Genomic DNA, 16033 nt, shown 5'->3' with positions numbered 1-16033 from the left:
GAAATGAAGTCGGAGTGGATTGCTGTCGATTGGGGAACGTCTCACCTGCGGGCTTGGGCCATACAGGGCGACAGGGTTGTGGATCAGGCGCAGTCCGATCAGGGCATGTCGCGCGTGGCCAACGGAGGGTTTCAGGCTGCACTTCTGTCTCTAGTCGAGCCATGGCTGGGCGATGCTCCGGTCGACGTCATCGCCTGCGGCATGGTCGGCGCGCGGCAAGGTTGGGTCGAGGCACCCTACGCTGCCGTTCCGTCAGAACCGGTGCCCAATGTCCCGGTTCGGGTGTCAGACACAGACCCTCGCATTCGCGCCTTTGTTGTACCCGGCCTGAAACAGACAGAACCGCCAGATGTCATGCGCGGCGAAGAGACACAAATCGCCGGTTTTGTGGCTGCGCGACCCAATTGGGATGGGGTTTTGTGCCTGCCCGGTACACACACCAAATGGGTACAACTCAGCGCGGGTGAGGTTGTCAGCTTTCGCACCTTCATGACAGGAGAGATGTTTGAACTGCTGCGCGGGCAATCCGTTCTGAGGCACTCGGTCGGTGAAGGGTGGGATGATGCCGCCTTCGCCGAAGCGCTGGCGGACACCCTGTCTAAGCCCGAAAACCTTGCGGGTCGCCTGTTTGGGTTGCGTGCTGCGGATCTGCTGCAAGGGCAAGATGGGGCAATCGCAAGAGCGCGGTTGTCAGGCTTGCTGATCGGCGCTGAACTGGCTGCCACACGAGCCTATTGGCTGGGGCAACAAATGGCCATTATCGGCGCCGATCATATCGCCAATATCTATGCACAAGCCCTGAACCAACAGGGCGCGTTTGTGGAAACCGCCGATGCCACAGAGGTCACCCTGGCCGGGTTGGCTCTGGCCCGCAACCTGACGAGGCAAACCGCATGAGCCGCCCTATCATCGCCATTCTGCGCGGATTGCAACCGTCCGAGGCCGAAGCGGTTGGCCGCGTTATCATCGATGCGGGTATCGACCAGATCGAGGTACCGTTGAATTCGCCCGACCCGCTGGACAGCATCGGCCAATTGGCCTCGGCCTTCGGAGACACAGCACTGGTTGGTGCCGGGACAGTCCTGACTGTCGAACAGGCCGAAGACGTTGCCCGTGTGGGCGGCAAACTGATCGTTTCACCAAACTACGATGCCGAAGTGATTGCGCGTAGCGTAGAATTGAACATGCAAAGCTGGCCGGGCGTCTTCACCCCCACCGAAGCTTTTGCGGCGCTGAAGGCAGGTGCGACCGGGCTAAAACTGTTCCCCGGCGTGATGGCCGGGACAACGGGTTTGACCTCATTGCGCCCTGTTTTGCCAACAGGCACGCTGGTCTACGCTGTCGGCGGTGCGGGTCCAGAGAACTTCGGCGACTGGATCGCCGCTGGTGCGGATGGGTTTGGCATCGGCTCGGCGCTCTATAAACCGGGGATGAGTATCTCAGAAATTGCCGACCGCGCGCAGCAGATCGTCAGCGCCTATGACACGGCCATCGGATGAGTCAGGTATTTGACAACCGCCCCTGTGATTTGGGGGAAGGGCCTTTATGGCACCCGGAACGGCAGCAGCTTTTCTGGTTTGATATCAACAACAAACGTCTGATGACCCGCGAGGCGGACGAACAAAACAGCTGGGATTTCGCGGAACATGTGTCGGCAGCGGGTTGGATAGACAAAGATACTCTGCTGATCGCATCCGAGACCGGTTTATGGCGATTTGCGCTAACCAGCGGCGAGAAGAAACCCGTCTGCCCGTTGGAAGCGGACAACTCCGTCACCCGGTCCAATGACGGGCGTGCTGATCCGTGGGGCGGGTTCTGGATTGGAACCATGGGCAAACAGGCCGAGCCACAAGCCGGGTCGATCTATCGGTTCTGGCAGGGTGAGCTGCGCCGTCTGGTTCCAAACGTCACGATCTCAAACGCGATCTGCTTCGCGCCCGACCGCTCTTGCGCGTACTATACCGATACGACGACACAGCAGGTCATGTATTGGAGGTTGAACCCAGAAACCGGTTGGCCTGAGGGTGAGGCTTCGGTTTTTCTGGATCTCCGTAGTGAAGCCCTGAACCCGGATGGCGCAGTTGTCGACGCAGCGGGCCATATCTGGATCGCACAATGGGGCGCGGCGCGGGTTGCGTGCTATGATCATTCGGGGCGGTTTCAGCGCGCGGTGACATTTGACGCCGCACATACTTCGTGTCCCGCCTTTGGCGGAGACGATTTGAACACGCTTTTCTGCACAACGGCCCGCGAAGGGCTGAGTGCCGAGGCGCTTCGAGACCAACCCACGAACGGAATGACCTTCTTTGCCCCGAATGCGGGGCAAGGCCAGGCAGAACACAGAGTCCTTTTATGAAACCCGAACTTGGCGTTTGCTATTACCCCGAACACTGGCCCGAGGCTGTTTGGGCCGAAGATGCCGCACGCATGGTTGAGACCGGCCTGCGCTGGGTCCGGATCGGAGAATTCGCCTGGAGCCGGATGGAGCCGCAGCCCGGCAATCTGCAGTTCGACTGGCTGGACCGCGCAATCGAAACACTGGGTGCGGCAGGGTTGAAGGTAGTTCTTGGCACACCGACGGCCACGCCACCCCGCTGGATGTTGGACAAGCACCCCGACATGCTGGCGGTCGATGCGCAAGGCCAGCCGCGCAAGTTCGGGTCGCGCAGACATTATTGTTTCAGCCATGCGGGCTATATCGACGAATGCGCCCGCATTGCCCAGATCATGGGTGAACGCTACGGGCAAAATCCGCATATCGCCGCCTGGCAGATCGACAATGAATATGGTTGCCATGACACGACGCTCAGCTACAGCGCGCCTGCTCTAGGTGCGTTTCGGCAGTGGCTGGCAGATCAATACGGGACAATTGAAGCGCTGAACGAGGCGTGGGGCAATGTATTCTGGTCGATGGAGTATAACCACTTCGACCAGATCGACCTGCCCAACCTGACTGTGACCGACCCAAACCCGTCTCATGTGCTGGCCTTCCGTCGTTTCAGTTCGGATCGGGTTGTGGCGTTCAACAGGGCTCAGGTGGATGTGCTTAGGCCGCTGACCGATGCGCCTTTGCTGCACAATTATATGGGCCGCGTGTTGGAGTTTGATCATTTTGATGTCGGGGCTGATTTGGATATCGCCACCTGGGACAGCTATCCGATCGGGTTCCTTTCGGATCGGCTGGAGGATGATCTGGACCACAAGACCAGATATCTGCAACAGGGTGATCCCGATATGCAAGCGTTTCACCATGACCTGTATCGCACAGTCGGGCACGGGCGTTGGTGGGTGATGGAACAACAGCCCGGCCCTGTGAATTGGGCCCCCTACAACCCCGCGCCCTTGCCCGGAATGGTCCGCCTATGGTCGCTTGAGGCTGTGGTGCACGGGGCCGAGGTGGTCAGCTATTTCCGCTGGCGGCAGGCCCCCTTTGCGCAGGAACAGATGCATGCGGGCCTGTTAACCTCAAACAATGCGGATGCGCCTGCGATGGCCGAAGCGCGCCAGACAGCCGATGATCTGACGGCGTTAGGCACGGTAGAACAGCAGCAAGCACAGGTTGCCATTCTGTTCGACTATGCCTCGGACTGGGCCTGGACCACACAACCGCAGGGGGCCGGGTTCGACTATTTCCGGCTTGTGTTCTCGGCCTACCGGACCCTGCGGCGCGCCGGACTGTCGGTAGACATTGTGCCGGCAAAAGACATTCCACAGGGCTACAAACTGATCCTGGCACCGGGTCTGGCAACGGTGGAGGATGATCTGGAACAGCGACTGACAGATGCTTGCGATCTTGCCATCCTCGGCCCCCGCAGCGGAGCGATTGCCCATGATTTCCAAATTCCGAAATCCGGACGGCCGGGTTTGGCGGGATTGGATTGTGATGTCGCACTGGTCGAAACCCTTCCGCCCAACGTCGACCGACCCGTGACCGGAGGCGGCGCTGCACAACATTGGATCGATAGGCTGACAGGCAGCGCGGCGGATGTGCTAAGTTTCGCGAACGGGACACCAGCGATGAAAGGAGCAGGCGGACTTTGGTATCTGGGCGGGTTCCCGGATACCCAGCTTTGGGACCGTATTATTGCGATGGCCGCAGAACAAACCGGCCTGACCCTTACGCCAATGCCCGAAGGCCTACGCCGCCGCGACACGTCAGAGCACACGTTCCTGATCAACTATGACGCCAATGTGGTGGAATGGGACGGCCACAAGATCGCGGGTTGCGATGTGGCGATCCTGAACCGCATACCGCCCGAGCAGAGCTAAATCCGTTCGGACGGCAGCAGGTTCTCTTAGGCCAAAAACCTAGTCGTTTTGCAGGCTGTTGGGGTCAAAGACCCCACCAAACCCACTGTTGTTCGACGGCTGGCTTTCAGTGTCCGAGCTTTCGTCACCGCTCGCGTCATCATCCCCACCTAGCGTGTTGGGGGCAAAGACATTCCCAAAACCGCTGTTGTTTGACGGCTTCGGTGCGGTTTGAGTGCTGCCTTGCTCGGCCTCTTCCGCCTCGCGCTGTTTGCGACGCTCTTCGCGTTCCTGACGCAGCTGCTGGATACGCTGTTCAGCCTCCAACTGCTTTTGCGCGCGCACGTCCGCGATACACTGACCCGGATCATATGTGGTGGCGGTGCCAACCACAGTGATCGTCGCCACCGCAAACACCACAACCAGAACCGCAGCCATATTCCCCGAGAAGAAGCCGGGCAATTTGATCTTGCCTGCCAGTTCTTCCACCGTGGCCTTTTTGCGGGCCGCGGCAACCAGTTCCTGACGTTTCAGCTTGGCTTCGTTCAGCAGGGCGAAGAACACGGTCAGCGCCACGATGATAAAGGCCAAGGCCGAGATCGAGGGCGTGATGCCATACCGCACCTTCTGAGCCAGCTCGATAGTCAGCGTCGGATATTCACCAAAGGTGAATGTGGTGGTGTTGTAGTTCTCGAACGAAGCGAGGAACGCCAGCACCGCCGCCGAAGCAATCGCCGGGCGCATGAAAGGCAGCAGGATCTTACGAAACGCCTGCGCATGGCTGGCTCCCAGGTCCAGGGCCGCCTCGGTCAGCGCGATGTCATAACGCTGCAGCCGCGCCACCAGCACCAGCATGCAATAGCTGGCGATAAAGGTGGATTGGCCAATCACCGTCAGGAAGATGCCATTGGACAGGAAGCTATCCGCCCCAAGCCCCAGCATCCGGTTGATCCGGTCCCAAAAGACCAGTGTCGATATACCCAAGACAACGCCCGGTATCAGGATCGGCGCGATGATGACCGTGTAATAGGTCGCGCGCAGCTTGGGCCAAATCTGCGTCAACATCAACGCGCCCGCCAGACCCATCGCCACCGACAGAACAACTGTCCCGGCCCCAATGATCAGCGAGTTCTTGATGCCGTTCAGGATACGTTGATCCTGAAACAGCTCACTGAACCACTGGAAGGTCAGGCATTCCCACGGGGTCATCCTTGGAAAGCTGGGAGAGTTGAAGGCCGTGACCGACATGATCACCAGCGGCCCCAGCAGGTACAGGAAGAAGATTGCCAGATAGACCCAGATGCTTATGCGGAGGAAGGAATTGTTCATTTCCCGATATCCCCCATATTCACCTTGAACAGGCGCATCACCGCCAGCACGAACAGGATACAGGTCACCAGCAGCACGATGGCGTAGGCGGCCCCCTGCGGCCAGTCATTGTTGTCGTTGAACTGCTGGTAGATCAGTTGCGTGAACCACAGACTGGACGGCCCGCCCAAGATTTGTGGTGCGGCCAGCGCCCCCGCAGACAGCATGAACACCATGGTACAGCCCGAACTGATCCCTGGCTTGGCATAAGGAATGACTACACGCCAATGTATCCGCCACCAGGGTGCGCCCAGATCCCGTGCAGCCTCGATCTGATTGCCGTCTAGGCTCTCGATCACATTATACATCGGGAAGATCATCAGCAGGATGTAGGCATAGCCCAAACCGGCATAGAGCGCGATGTCATTGCGGATGAAGTCAAAGGGCACATCCCAGATGCCCAGACCCATGAACAATGTGTTCAGTACGCCGGTTTCACCGAAGATAATCCGCAGAGCAAAAGCCCTCAGAATCTCGTTAATCCAGTAGGGAATAATCAGCATGATCGCGAAGATGCGGATGTGATTGCCCTTGGATTGCCCCAGATAATAGGCGATCGGGTAGCAGATGATCAGGTTAAAGATCGTCACGCAGACCGCCGCCAGCAGCGTGCGGAAAAACACCCTTAGGTCGACTGCGTTGTAATCCTGGCTACCACCTTCTGGCCCGTAGATCAGGTATTTATAGTTCTCCAGCGTATAAACGTCCTTGGGCCCCCCAATCTCGGGCGGGGGCAGGTTTGGACGGAATGAAAAGTCCAGCATCGATAGCTGAGGCAGAATGATCAGGCCGATGGTCCAAAAGAGGACAAGGCCCAGGATCAACAACCCCATGCCGGTGCCATTTCGGTTGAAGAATTCTTTCAGAAACTGGGGCATCTGTCTGACCCCTTACTCTGCTGCCAATTCACCCGCTGGAACCAGAACCGCGTTGCGGGTCTCGTATTCCAGCGTGATCATCTGGCCGGTGTGATCTTCGAAGGACTGGCCGAGGTTGGGCAGCGAGACTTTGATCTCTTTGCCTCCATCCCCTTCGGTGAAGATGTTGAAGACATTGCCTTCAAATTCTTCGTGCTTCACCTGCGCGGTCACGAAATGATTGCCGGTGCTTCCTTCAGGCGCGATGGCAAACGCCTCGGGCCGGACGAACATCATTGCCTCGTCACCCTCTTTCAGCTTACCCTGATTTGCGGTCGAGATGCGGGCCACCAGATCGCCGGACCGGTTGGTCGCGATCATCGCCTCATTGCCCATGACCTGCTTGATCTTACCACGGAACACATTGTTTTCGCCCACAAAAGAGGCCGCAAAAGCCGTGTTGGGATCGTTGTAGATGGTCTTGCCATCTGCGATCTGGTCGATCACTCCGGCACGCATGACGGCGATATTGTCCGACATGGTCAGCGCTTCACCTTGGTCATGAGTGATATAGATAAAGGTAATGCCGACGCGCTGCTGAATTTCGCGCAATTCCGTCCGCATATGTTGGCGCAGCTTCAGGTCCAGCGCAGAAAGCGGTTCGTCCAGCAGCAGAACATCAGGTTCCGCGCACAGCGCGCGCGCGATGGCAACCCGTTGGCGCTGACCACCGGAAAGCTCACTTGGCAGCTTGTCGCCCTGCCCCGGCAGAGCAATCATGTCCAGCAGCTCATCCGCGCGCTTGCGGCGTTCGGCGGCGCTGGCGCCATTGATCTCCATCGAAAAGGTGATGTTCTCCCAGACTTTCATCAAGGGAAACAGCGCGAGGTTCTGAAAGATCAGAGCGGTCGGGCGCTTGTTCGGCCCGATACCGCGCATGTCATTGCCACCGATCAGAACCTTGCCTTCGCTGGGGTCCAAAAACCCCGAAACCGCGCGCAGGATCGTGGTCTTGCCACAACCCGAGGGGCCAAGGAACGAAAAGAAATCGCCCCCGTTGATATTCACATTGGCATCACGTACGGCGACAAAATCACCGAAACGGATCCACAGGTTTTCCAGATCTACTCCGACCCCTGCACTCATCTTAGATATCTCCGACTGGCGCGCGTCGTGCTGGCACGCGGATAGGGCCTGAGGCGACATTGCGACGCTCAGGGGTTAGTCCCTCGCCCAATGGCGAGGGACCAGATGTTACGCAATCAGGCGCTTTTGAACTTGTTGACGAACTCGGTCCGCGTTTCTGCGTACCAGGGTGCTTCGGCCGGCCACGGGTTAAGGTTAGCAAGTGAGTCACCCGGATAGGCTTCTGCAAAGTTCTTCTTGTAGGTGTCACCCGAATACTGGTCGGCACCCAGAACAGGCGAGTTGTAGCCGTGGCTATCAATCGCAACGCCTGCTGGTTTCGCCTGATAGGCAAAATCGATGAAGGCATAAACCTGTTCGACATTCTGTGCACCGGTCGGCATCGAGATACCATCGACCCAGGCCATTGCACCTTCGACCGGTGCCTGATAATGCACAGGCTCACCTGCGGATTTCAACGCCAGCGGCGGTCCGTCCCAGGTCTGGCCAACGACCACACCTTCGTTCAGCAGGCCGTTCTTTTGAGTATCAGCGTCGTTCCAGATCAGTTTGATGCGATCCTTGCGGGCAACGCACCAGTCCGTGATCTGACCCCAGACCTTGCGCATGGTGTCTTCGTCACCATAAGCCGCCCAGACCGAACCGGGCTCCATCTCGCCCGCGCGCTCCATGTAAAGACCAGCGCCCAGCATCATCGAATGCGCGCGGCCCATGGTTTTGCCCGCATTCGCTTCGGACCAAACGTCGCCATAAGATGGCGCATCACCTTCTGGCAGCCACAGGTCAGTGCGGTAAGCGATACCTTCCGTTCCCCAGATATGCGGCAGCCAATGCGCACCGCTATCGCCAAAGTTCCACGCATCCGTACCAATTTGCGCCATCGCCGGGTTCACCAGATCAACCGGCACCTTGTTCATGTCGAACGGCTGCAGCAGCTCCAGCGGCTCCCACTGAAGCGAGCGGTTGTTGGTGGGCGACACGATGTCAAAGCCCTGACCTTTGGTGGCCTTCATCTTGTTGATGATTTCTTCGTTCGATCCGATACCGGTATAGTTCACCTTGATTCCGGTCAGCGTTTCAAACTCTTGAATGAAGCTGGGCGGCAGGTAGTCCGACCACATCAGAATGTTGATTTCGCCCGACGATGCAAGCGCAGATTTGCTGTAAAGCGGGGCAGCCAAAGCAGCAGCGCCTGCGCCTTTCAGCACCGTACGTCTGGAAAGATTTTTCCGATCGACCATTTTGTATCTCCCATGGTTAGTCGTTAGATTTTTTTGTTTTGATTGCAGGCCAGAACTTCGCGGCAGAGCTGTCTACTCAAAAGTGACAGTTGGAAATTTTAATAAGTCCAGTTTGCAACCCCGTCGTGCTTCTTTCGCTTCCGGGTATGAAAATACACCGGACGGCCTCACCTTAGGCTGTGATTGTGAAAGCACCAACAAGATACTTATGTGTTGTAAAAAATGAGGGGTATTGCAGCCTTGATAAAGGTCTGGCACTCGCGCGGGCCATCCCACCATCAAGCTGCCCCGACATATAAATCATTGAAAATAAATGGGTAAATACTATAGTCTGATAGCGCTGCGGCCAGATGCCTCAATCTGCACCGATTTTTCGAATCGATTCACGCGAAAAGCGCTCAAGTGTGGTGGCTCACCATATATTGGTAGCTTTAGTGGGCACATGCTTGAAATCGACCGTGAAGTCTCGTGCCAACAGCTCGCTCCCATGCGCTCTATCTGGCACTATAAAAAAGCGTCGGCACCCCACAAATCAGCGCGCCATCGCGATGCGTTACAAGATCAGGCTGAATGCCGGCGCATCGACACGCCATTGTGGAACAGATGCACCTTGTCCGGTGCCGCTGTTACCGAAACGGACTGCCCACGCAGATTACGCTGCACGCCGGGAAGCTTTGCGATGACAGACTCGACCCCCTCGGATTTCTCGAAATAAAGCAATGTCACCTCACCCAACGCTTCGGTGAAGTCTACGGTACCAGTCAGAATCGGAGACTCTTCGGTCAGCACAAAATCTTCGGGACGTACGCCGATATTCACTTCTCGCCCTTCATCACTGGCCTCAGTCGGGATCGACGAAACCGCAGTGCCGCCGGATGCCAGAGCGATGGTGGTGGTTGCCCCGGTGCCGGTAATCCTACCCGGAAGCAGGTTCATCGAGGGCGATCCAATGAACTGCGCGACGAATTCATTGTCCGGTGTCTCATAAAGCTCCAGCGGCGTACCGACCTGTGCGATACCCTTGTTAGCCAGCACAACGATGCGGCTGGCCAACGTCATCGCCTCAACCTGATCGTGGGTCACGTAGATCATGGTACTGTCGGGCATCGCCTCCTTCAGGCGCGCGATCTCGATCCGGGTGGCTACGCGCAGCGCGGCATCAAGGTTCGAAAGCGGCTCGTCAAACAGATAGACCTTTGGGTCGCGCACAATCGCACGGCCAATGGCAACACGTTGGCGCTGACCACCCGACAGGGCCTTGGGCAGACGATCCAGGAACGGTTCAAGCTGCAAGATCTGCGCGGCACGCTCGACCGAGGCATCAATTTCCGACGCGGGCATCTTGGCGATCTTCAGGGCAAAGGCCATGTTTTCGCGCACCGTCATATGCGGATAAAGCGCGTAGCTTTGAAACACCATGGCAATGCCGCGCTGCGCGGGCGGGACATCGTTCATGACCTGCCCTTCAATTTCCAGCGTGCCGCCAGTGATCTTTTCCAGCCCGGCGATCATCCGTAGCAACGTGGATTTCCCGCAACCCGAGGGACCGACAAAAACGATCAGCTCGCCTTGATCGATATCCAGATCGATATGTTTCAGGACATCAATGGGGCCATAGGATTTGGCAACATCCGTCAGTTTGAGTTCAGACATGGTTTACCCCTTTTCCTTGACCATCAGGCAGAATTGCGCTGCATCCAGTGTGATCTGACCTTCGCCCTCGACCGCGCCCAGATCCTGACCAATGGCGTGCCATTGGCCCTGAGGCAGCGAGATTTCCGCAGCCTCCGATCCCAGATTGAAGGCGCAAAACACCTGTTCAGTCTCATTTTCGCGCAGGAAGGTCAGAACCGTTCCGGTCTGCTCCATCTGTGTCTGTGCGCCGGTCGCCAGGGCCGGATGCGCGTGGCGCAAAGCAATGGCACGGCGATAATGGTTGAGCATCGAGTGCGGATCAGCTTCTAACCGGTCAACAGCCTGTTCGGCCTGTGCAGCGCTGACCGGCAACCAAGGCTCGCCTGCGCTGAACCCGGATTGCTCATCCTGTGACACCCAGACCATCGGTGTGCGGCAGCCGTCACGTCCTTTGTATTCAGGCCAAAATTCGATTCCATAAGGGTCTTGCAGCTTCTCGAATGGAACATCTGCTTCGTGCAGGCCCAGCTCCTCGCCCTGATACAGGCAGGCCGAACCGCGCAGGCACATCATCAGCACCGCATATTGCCGGGCCGCAGCCTCACTGAGGTCCCAGCGCGACGCATGGCGCGCAACATCGTGGTTCGAAAACGCCCAGCAGGGCCAGGCATCCCGCGCCTTTGCGGCCAGCTGGTCAAAGACCTGTTTGGCATAGCTTGCGGTCAGTGCCCGCTTTTCGAGAAACTCGAAGGCATAGCACATGTGCATCCGCTTATCGCCAGTGGTGTATTCCCCCATGATCTCAAGGCCACGCTGCGCGTCGCCGATCTCACCCAGACAGGCACGGCCCTCGTATTCATTCGTCAAGGCGCGCAGGCGCTCCAAAAACGCGATGTTTTCCGGCTGGCTTTTGGAATACAGGTGGTTTTGGTGATTATAGGGGTTCACGGCCGGTGCGATCGAGGCATTGCGCTGCTCGATCGAAAGGGCTGGGTTGTCGCGCAGCTCTTTGTCGTGGAAGTAAAAGTTGATCGTATCCAGACGGAAGCCATCAACCCCCAGTTCCAACCAAAACCGTGCCATATCCAGCAGGGCATCCTGTACCTCACGGCAATGGAAATTCAGATCGGGCTGCGAACTCAGGAAATTATGCAGATAATATTGCAGACGGCGAGAATCCCATTGCCAGGCCGAACCGCCAAAGATCGACAGCCAGTTGTTCGGTGGTGTGCCATCGGGCTTGGGATCGGCCCAGACGAACCAATCGGATTTCGGATTGTCCCGGCTGGCGCGGCTTTCACTGAACCACGGGTGCTGATCCGACGTATGCGACAGGACCAGATCGATCATGACCTTCAGTCCCCTGGCATGCGCCTTGTCCAAAAGCTCCTGAAAATCAGCCAGTGTGCCGAACATCGGGTCCACGTCCCGATAGTCACTGACATCATAGCCAAAATCCTTCATCGGAGATTTGAAGAACGGCGATATCCAGATCGCATCCACGCCCAGCGACGCGATATAATCGAGCCGTTGCGTGATACCCTTCAGGTCACCAATACCGTCGCCATTGCTATCCTGAAAGCTGCGCGGGTAGATTTGATAGATCACCCCACCGCGCCACCACTCGGACGACACTTTGGTTGCTTTGGAAAGTTCTGTGGTGTTCTGCACGTTCATCAGACGCCTCTATTTGACAGATCCGGCCAGCAGGCCCCGGACCAGGTATTTTTGCATTGCGAAGAAGACAGCCAGCGGAACGGCAATCGAAACAAAGGCCGCCGTGGCAAGAATTTCCCAATTACCGCCGCGTGTGCCCAGCAGCTCGACGATGCGGTTGGTCATCACCGTTGTCTGACCGGATGAGTCGATCAGGAATACCTTGGCAACCAGCAGATCGTTCCATGTCCACAGGAATTGGAAGATCGCAAAGGACGCCAGCGCCGGAAAGCTGAGCGGCAGGATGAGTTTGGTGAAAATCTGGAACTCAGTCGCACCATCCACCCGCGCATTTTCGATCAGATCGCGTGGCAATCCGGCCATGTAGTTGCGCAACAGGTAGATCGCCAATGGCATCCCAAAACCGGTATGGGCCATCCAAACCCCCAGATATCCTTTGCCGATCCCGATATTGAGGTGCAGTTTCAGCAGCGGGATCAAAGCCAGCTGCAACGGCACCACCAACAGACCAACAACGGCAGCGATCAACAATGCCCGCCCCGGGAAATCCATCCAAGCCAGCGCGTAAGCCGCAAAGGCCGCAACTAGGATTGGGATGATCGTCGCCGGTATCGTCACCGTCAACGTATTGAAAAACGCCTTAGCCATGCTGTCGGCACTGTTCGCGTTGAACAGAACATGGGCATAATTCTCGGTCGTGAACTCGGGCGGCAAGGTGGTGGTAACAAACACTCGGGGACCGCGATTGCCAGAAAACTCCTCTGTGTTCTCCATCCGGTAGTCGCCGTTGGCCTGAACCGTTATTGTCCCACCGCGGCGCAGCTCGGCAGTTTCGCCGGGGGCAAAGGCATCGATGGCCCGAGAGTTGACCCCCCATCTGCTGATGTCCGAGGCGCTTTCACCGTCAAAAACATTGCCTTCGATGACATACATCCCGTCGGTTGAGACCTGCGCACCTGGCCCGGCAGCGCGTAGGGTCAGGTTCTGTTCTGACGGAAACAAAGCCCGCCACCAGCCGCTGCTGGCAATCTGATCCCCCGTTCGGAAAGACGAGATCAACAAGCCCAGCGTCGGGAACACCCAAAGCACGACAAGAAACACCACCGAGGCATGAACAACCCAGCGAAGGGCTGGCCGGGTTCCTGCAATATCGCTCATATCCCCAACCTCCTACTGCATTTCTTTGCGCGCATTGCGCACGTTCCAGACAAGGATCGGAGTGACCAGCAACATGATCACCATCGCCGAGGCCGACCCCACGCCCCAGTCATTGGCACGGAACATCTTGTCGTACATGTAATTGGCCAGAACCTGCGTCTCCCACTGACCGTTGGTCATGGCAAAGACGATGTCAAAGACCTTGAGAACGACGATTGTGATGGTGGTCCAGACAACCATGATCGTGGTTTTGATCTGCGGCACTTTGATCTTGAAGAAGATCTGGAAAGGGTTGGCCCCGTCCAGAATGGCGGCCTCGATGGTCTCTTCCGGGATACCGCGCAGGGCGGCAGACAGGATCACCATGGCAAAGCCGGTTTGAATCCAGACCAGAACGACCATCAAGAAGAAATTGTTCCAGAACGGAAGCGTCAGCCAGGTGTGCGTCTCGGTGCCACCGAAGAAGATATAAATCGCGTTCAGGACGCCGATCTGATCCTGATCGATGGGCCGCGCATCGTAGACCAGTTTCCAGATCACCGAGGCACCGACGAATGAAATTGCCATCGGCATGAAGATCAGCGATTTGGCGACGTTGCCCCAGCGGATGCGGTCGGTCAGCTGTGCAACCAGCAAACCAAATGCTGTGGACATGGCCGGAACCACGATCAGCCACAACATGTTGTTGCGCATTGCCTCCCAGAACTTGGGTTCGGCAACCATTTGCACGTAATTGTCGAATCCGGCCCATACATAGCCGCCACCCGCAACGCGATCTGTCAGCGACAGGCGTAGGGTTTCAACAACCGGATAGGCCAGGTACACACCCAGTGCGAGCAAGGCGGGCAACAGAAACAGCCAGGGCCGGATCATGTTGGCGCGGTTGATATTGCGCCCTGCATTTGGGCCACGCGCTGGAAACAGAAATTTATCCAGAACTTGGTTGGATAGGTAGAAGTAGCCCACACATCCCGACACACCAATGGCGATCGTCAGCAGGCCTTGTATTGCCGGATGCATGCTATCCTCCCTCGCGGCGACAGGCATGGGCACCCCGGCGTGCGGGATGCCCAAAGGGTTGTCAGATTATTTGATGGCGTCCCAGGAGGACTGGATCTCACCCGTGACCTCTTCGGCGGATTTGCCACCGGTATAATCAACCATGCCAGTCCAGAACGTGCCTGCACCGACAGCACCTGGCATCAGGTCCGACCCGTCAAAACGGAATGTGGTCGCGCCCAGCAGGATGTCGCCGAGACCGCGCAGCGTGTCATCCTTGTAAGCTTCGGTGTTGACGCCCTTGTGCGGTGTCAGGAAGCCGGTCTGCGCCATCATGATCTCATGCGCGATAGGTTGTTTGAGGAACTCCATGAACGCGGTTGTCGCGTCGGAGGGGTTGCTCACAGCCATCAATGTCCCGCCACCCAGAACCGGGTTGCCCAAGTCCTTGTCAGCAAAGGCCGGCATATAGAAGAAATCTGCATCCAGACCAAACTCGACATCTTCCGGGAAGAAGGCCGGAACGAAGGACGCTTGACGATGCATGTAGCATTCAGGCGGTGAGGCAAACATGCCCTTGGGACTGTCGCGGAAATCGGTGGAGGCAACTGCACCTGCACCGCCGGAGACTTTGGCATCATCGCGCGCGAACCAACCGAATTCGTCGATTGCAGCGATAACGCGTGGGTCGTTGAACGGAATCTCGTTGGTGACCCATTGGTCATAGACTTCCGGCGGCTGGGTGCGCAGCATCATATCCTCGACCCAGTCGGTCGCAGGCCAACCGGTTGCGGCACCGGACCCCAGACCGATACACCACGGCGTTTCACCATCGGCGACGATCTGTTCAGTCAAAGCCTTGAGCTCTTCCATGGTCGTCGGCACTTCATATCCGGCGTCTTCGAAGTTCTCGGGGTTGTACCAAACCAGAGACTTGACGTTCACATTGTAGAAGAAGCCGTACATCTTGTCGTTGCCATCAGCGTCTTTATAGGTGCCCAGATCGACCCAGGAATCACCTGCAGCGTAGTTGTCACCAACCCAGGCAGCCATGTCGTCGCCCAGCGGGGACAGCTGTCCTTTGGACGCCATGATCGAGGCCAGACCAGGCTGCGGGAATACTGCAACATTGGGGGCCGAACCTGCCTCGGCATCGATAACGATCTGCTGCTCGAAACTGTCCGAGCCGGTGTAGATCACATCCGCGCCTGTGGCCGCCTCGAAATAGGCGGTCATGTTGTTGAAATAGCCATCTTCCGGCGTAAGCCAGGGCCCCGCAACAGTAACGGTCTGGCCGCTCAGGTCCGGGGCTGTTTCCGCCCAGGCATTGTAGCTGTCCCAATTGAACGGGCCTTCGCCCGGCGTGAATGCCAGATCAGCCTGCGCCAATCCCGTCCCCGCACTCAGCGCCAATGCCGCAGCACTGGCGTAAAACGACTTCTTCATGATGTCCTCCCACAGCTTATCAAGCTTTTAGTTGTTCGGGCCCGACCCGATCCGCGACGTACCTGCCATGCGTTCCGACACGAGAATCACGGCAATATAGCTTACTACCGCAATCCAAAGCGCTTTGGATAGATGTAAAGTTGCGCGTTTACGCATCAAAGTCAACGATTCCGAATACTCTTGGATTTATCACTCAATAACCTTTACTTTTATGGCTCTTTTTATGAGTATGGCGAAACGCAACAGATGAGTTCAACG

General features: G+C 57.3%; 13 protein-coding genes. 4 read left to right on the top strand and 9 right to left on the bottom strand.

Annotation, left to right across the window (positions count from 1 at the left end; all coding sequences use genetic code 11):
• Positions 1 to 3 precede the first annotated feature (3 nt).
• The 4 genes from ACR0JE_RS13465 to ACR0JE_RS13450 are packed head-to-tail and all read left to right on the top strand — an operon-like array spanning position 4 to position 4269.
• Complete coding sequence (locus ACR0JE_RS13465; protein ID WP_480864509.1) at positions 4 to 897, top strand: 2-dehydro-3-deoxygalactonokinase; 894 nt, start codon at positions 4 to 6, stop codon at positions 895 to 897.
• Positions 894 to 1499, top strand: coding sequence for a 2-dehydro-3-deoxy-6-phosphogalactonate aldolase (locus ACR0JE_RS13460; RefSeq protein WP_480864508.1), 606 nt, complete (start codon positions 894 to 896; stop codon positions 1497 to 1499). Before ACR0JE_RS13465 ends, ACR0JE_RS13460 begins: the two co-directional genes overlap by 4 nt.
• The gene (locus ACR0JE_RS13455; protein WP_480864507.1) at positions 1496 to 2356 is read left to right on the top strand and encodes an SMP-30/gluconolactonase/LRE family protein; all 861 of its coding nucleotides are present in this window, start codon (positions 1496 to 1498) and stop codon (positions 2354 to 2356) included. Before ACR0JE_RS13460 ends, ACR0JE_RS13455 begins: the two co-directional genes overlap by 4 nt.
• Positions 2353 to 4269 (top strand): beta-galactosidase, encoded by a 1917-nt coding sequence (locus tag ACR0JE_RS13450; protein WP_480864506.1) that lies wholly within the window; start codon positions 2353 to 2355, stop codon positions 4267 to 4269. Before ACR0JE_RS13455 ends, ACR0JE_RS13450 begins: the two co-directional genes overlap by 4 nt.
• Positions 4270 to 4308: 39 nt before the next feature.
• Here the strand turns inward: ACR0JE_RS13450 and ACR0JE_RS13445 are convergent, their stop codons facing one another.
• The 9 genes from ACR0JE_RS13445 to ACR0JE_RS13405 form a co-directional block, all read right to left on the bottom strand.
• Positions 4309 to 5577 (bottom strand): ABC transporter permease, encoded by a 1269-nt coding sequence (locus tag ACR0JE_RS13445; protein WP_480864505.1) that lies wholly within the window; start codon positions 5575 to 5577, stop codon positions 4309 to 4311.
• The gene (locus ACR0JE_RS13440) at positions 5574 to 6494 is read right to left on the bottom strand and encodes an ABC transporter permease (RefSeq protein WP_480864504.1); all 921 of its coding nucleotides are present in this window, start codon (positions 6492 to 6494) and stop codon (positions 5574 to 5576) included. Before ACR0JE_RS13440 ends, ACR0JE_RS13445 begins: the two co-directional genes overlap by 4 nt.
• 12 nt (positions 6495 to 6506) lie before the next feature.
• Complete coding sequence (locus tag ACR0JE_RS13435; protein WP_480548000.1) at positions 6507 to 7619, bottom strand: ABC transporter ATP-binding protein; 1113 nt, start codon at positions 7617 to 7619, stop codon at positions 6507 to 6509.
• 116 nt (positions 7620 to 7735) lie between these two features.
• Entirely contained in the window at positions 7736 to 8860 is a 1125-nt protein-coding gene (locus ACR0JE_RS13430) for an extracellular solute-binding protein (protein WP_480544024.1), read from the bottom strand.
• Between the two features lie 561 nt (positions 8861 to 9421).
• Positions 9422 to 10513: a sn-glycerol-3-phosphate ABC transporter ATP-binding protein UgpC gene (locus ACR0JE_RS13425; protein WP_170534840.1), complete on the bottom strand. Its 1092-nt coding sequence runs from the start codon at positions 10511 to 10513 to the stop codon at positions 9422 to 9424.
• Positions 10514 to 10516: 3 nt separating this feature from the next.
• Positions 10517 to 12172 (bottom strand): alpha-glucosidase, encoded by a 1656-nt coding sequence (locus ACR0JE_RS13420; RefSeq protein WP_480864503.1) that lies wholly within the window; start codon positions 12170 to 12172, stop codon positions 10517 to 10519.
• 9 nt (positions 12173 to 12181) lie between these two features.
• Positions 12182 to 13330 (bottom strand): carbohydrate ABC transporter permease, encoded by a 1149-nt coding sequence (locus tag ACR0JE_RS13415; protein WP_480864502.1) that lies wholly within the window; start codon positions 13328 to 13330, stop codon positions 12182 to 12184.
• Positions 13331 to 13342: 12 nt separating this feature from the next.
• Complete coding sequence (locus ACR0JE_RS13410) at positions 13343 to 14350, bottom strand: carbohydrate ABC transporter permease (RefSeq protein ID WP_480499858.1); 1008 nt, start codon at positions 14348 to 14350, stop codon at positions 13343 to 13345.
• Between the two features lie 66 nt (positions 14351 to 14416).
• Entirely contained in the window at positions 14417 to 15775 is a 1359-nt protein-coding gene (locus tag ACR0JE_RS13405; protein WP_480864501.1) for an ABC transporter substrate-binding protein, read from the bottom strand.
• Between the last annotated feature and the right edge of the window lie 258 nt (positions 15776 to 16033).

Source organism: Ruegeria sp. H3 (assembly GCF_056533095.1).
This window is presented reverse-complemented; position numbering and strand designations above follow the sequence as displayed.

Bases quoted from the DNA above. Each gene is read 5' to 3' on its own strand.
- ACR0JE_RS13465 (WP_480864509.1), top strand. From the start codon at position 4: ATGAAGTCGGAGTGGATTGCTGTCGATTGGGGAACGTCTCACCTGCGG.
- ACR0JE_RS13460 (WP_480864508.1), top strand. From the start codon at position 894: ATGAGCCGCCCTATCATCGCCATTCTGCGCGGATTGCAACCGTCCGAG.
- ACR0JE_RS13455 (WP_480864507.1), top strand. From the start codon at position 1,496: ATGAGTCAGGTATTTGACAACCGCCCCTGTGATTTGGGGGAAGGGCCT.
- ACR0JE_RS13450 (WP_480864506.1), top strand. From the start codon at position 2,353: ATGAAACCCGAACTTGGCGTTTGCTATTACCCCGAACACTGGCCCGAG.
- ACR0JE_RS13445 (WP_480864505.1), bottom strand. From the start codon at position 5,577: ATGAACAATTCCTTCCTCCGCATAAGCATCTGGGTCTATCTGGCAATC.
- ACR0JE_RS13440 (WP_480864504.1), bottom strand. From the start codon at position 6,494: ATGCCCCAGTTTCTGAAAGAATTCTTCAACCGAAATGGCACCGGCATG.
- ACR0JE_RS13435 (WP_480548000.1), bottom strand. From the start codon at position 7,619: ATGAGTGCAGGGGTCGGAGTAGATCTGGAAAACCTGTGGATCCGTTTC.
- ACR0JE_RS13430 (WP_480544024.1), bottom strand. From the start codon at position 8,860: ATGGTCGATCGGAAAAATCTTTCCAGACGTACGGTGCTGAAAGGCGCA.
- ACR0JE_RS13425 (WP_170534840.1), bottom strand. From the start codon at position 10,513: ATGTCTGAACTCAAACTGACGGATGTTGCCAAATCCTATGGCCCCATT.
- ACR0JE_RS13420 (WP_480864503.1), bottom strand. From the start codon at position 12,172: ATGAACGTGCAGAACACCACAGAACTTTCCAAAGCAACCAAAGTGTCG.
- ACR0JE_RS13415 (WP_480864502.1), bottom strand. From the start codon at position 13,330: ATGAGCGATATTGCAGGAACCCGGCCAGCCCTTCGCTGGGTTGTTCAT.
- ACR0JE_RS13410 (WP_480499858.1), bottom strand. From the start codon at position 14,350: ATGCATCCGGCAATACAAGGCCTGCTGACGATCGCCATTGGTGTGTCG.
- ACR0JE_RS13405 (WP_480864501.1), bottom strand. From the start codon at position 15,775: ATGAAGAAGTCGTTTTACGCCAGTGCTGCGGCATTGGCGCTGAGTGCG.